Source organism: Microbulbifer aestuariivivens (assembly GCF_039545115.1).
Lineage (GTDB): Bacteria > Pseudomonadota > Gammaproteobacteria > Pseudomonadales > Cellvibrionaceae > Microbulbifer > Microbulbifer aestuariivivens.
Window position 1 is genome coordinate 1 of record NZ_BAABRT010000055.1, and the last position, 1,482, is coordinate 1,482.

2 pseudogenes are annotated in these 1,482 nt (G+C 50.4%); both read left to right on the forward strand.

The features are described 5' to 3' along the window. Nucleotides 1–127: 127 nt before the first annotated feature. Nucleotides 128–790: pseudogene (locus ABEA58_RS14280) on the forward strand (IS3 family transposase); the annotation flags it as partial. Between the two features lie 95 nt (nt 791–885). Then, a pseudogene (locus ABEA58_RS14285) lies at nt 886–1,482 on the forward strand (IS3 family transposase); the annotation flags it as partial.

Genomic DNA, 1,482 nt, shown 5'->3' on the forward strand with positions numbered 1-1,482 from the left:
GCTCGGTATATTAATGATTTTTACAATCGTAAACGGCTGCATTCCGCATTAAATTATCAGTCCCCGATTGAATATGAGCGAATAGCAGCGTAAAAGATGGTGTGTCCGTTTTATCGGGGCAAGATCAAGAATCTGGAAAGCCATGCAGAATATGGGTTATGCGGTTAGTCGTAAGCGTGTAGCGCGCCTGATGCGGGAAATGGGGCTTATCGCTAGGGTAACCAAAGTGACGCGTCGGGCACCTGGCATGAGGCGCTACCTGACTTCTGGAGAAAATCTGCGGCCTGACGGAGCTGTTCCTGATGGAAAGAATGAAGTTTTGGTCGCCGATGTGACTTATCTTAAAGTTAAAGGGGAATAGCAATACCTATCGGTCATAATGGATTTACACTCCCGCCGGGTTGTTGGCTGGAGCTTAGATGCGAGAAGGACGACTGATATCACTAGAAGACCATTGACGAGTGCTGTAAGAAAAAGAAGACCAAACGCGGGGCTGATGCTGCATACCGATCGAGGAGTTGAGTACAGAGGGTCAGAGTATCAGGAATACCTGAATCGGTACGGTATTCGTCATAGTTTGAGTCGGCCGGGAAAGTGTACAGATAATGCTCACATGGAGTCTTTTTTTCATAGCCTGAAGGCTGAATTGATTCGATGAAGCAACTTTGAGTCGACGAAAGACCTCAGGCGTGCACTGGCTCGGTATATTAATGATTTTTACAATCGTAAACGGCTGCATTCCGCATTAAATTATCAGTCCCCGATTGAATATGAGCGAATAGCAGCGTAAAAGATGGTGTGTCCGTTTTATCGGGGCAAGATCATGCGCCGCCTCAAGCGTGAACTCCATGAGGCGCGTCAGGAGGTCGGGTTTCTAAAAAAGGCAGCTGCGTACTTTGCGAACCACCAAGAGTAAAGTACGCACTGATACGTGAGCATGTAGGGTTGTACCCGGTGCGCTTGATGTGTCGTTGCCTGGAAGTATCAGCATCCGGTTATTACCGCTGGGTGGGAAGAAGGGAAAGTGAGCGAGCCAGCCGCAGGAAACGGGTGACGCAGAAGGTCAGGGATACCTTTCAGTTCTTCAGGGCCCGTTACGGCGCGCCTAGGATCACCCAGGAGTTGCTGCAGGCGGGGATACCCTGTTCGACCAACTATATCGCTGACATCATGCATAAAGAGCATATTCGGGCGAGGAATGGGAAGGGGTTCCGGTACAGCAAGCCAGTGGAACGTAGAATCAATGTCTCTCCTAACCTGCTGAAGCGCTGTTTTGAGATTGATCGGCCAAATCGACGCTGGACCAGCGATATCACCTATATCTGGGTAAGGGATCGGTGGCTGTATCTTGCGGTAGTGATGGATCTCTATTCCCGGCGGATCGTCGGCTGGGCGTTGGACACCCAGATGACGGAAGAGCTCACCAAGAGGGCGTTGAGAATGGCTCTGCAGGGAAGAGATGCCAAGCCGGGGCTGATTGTC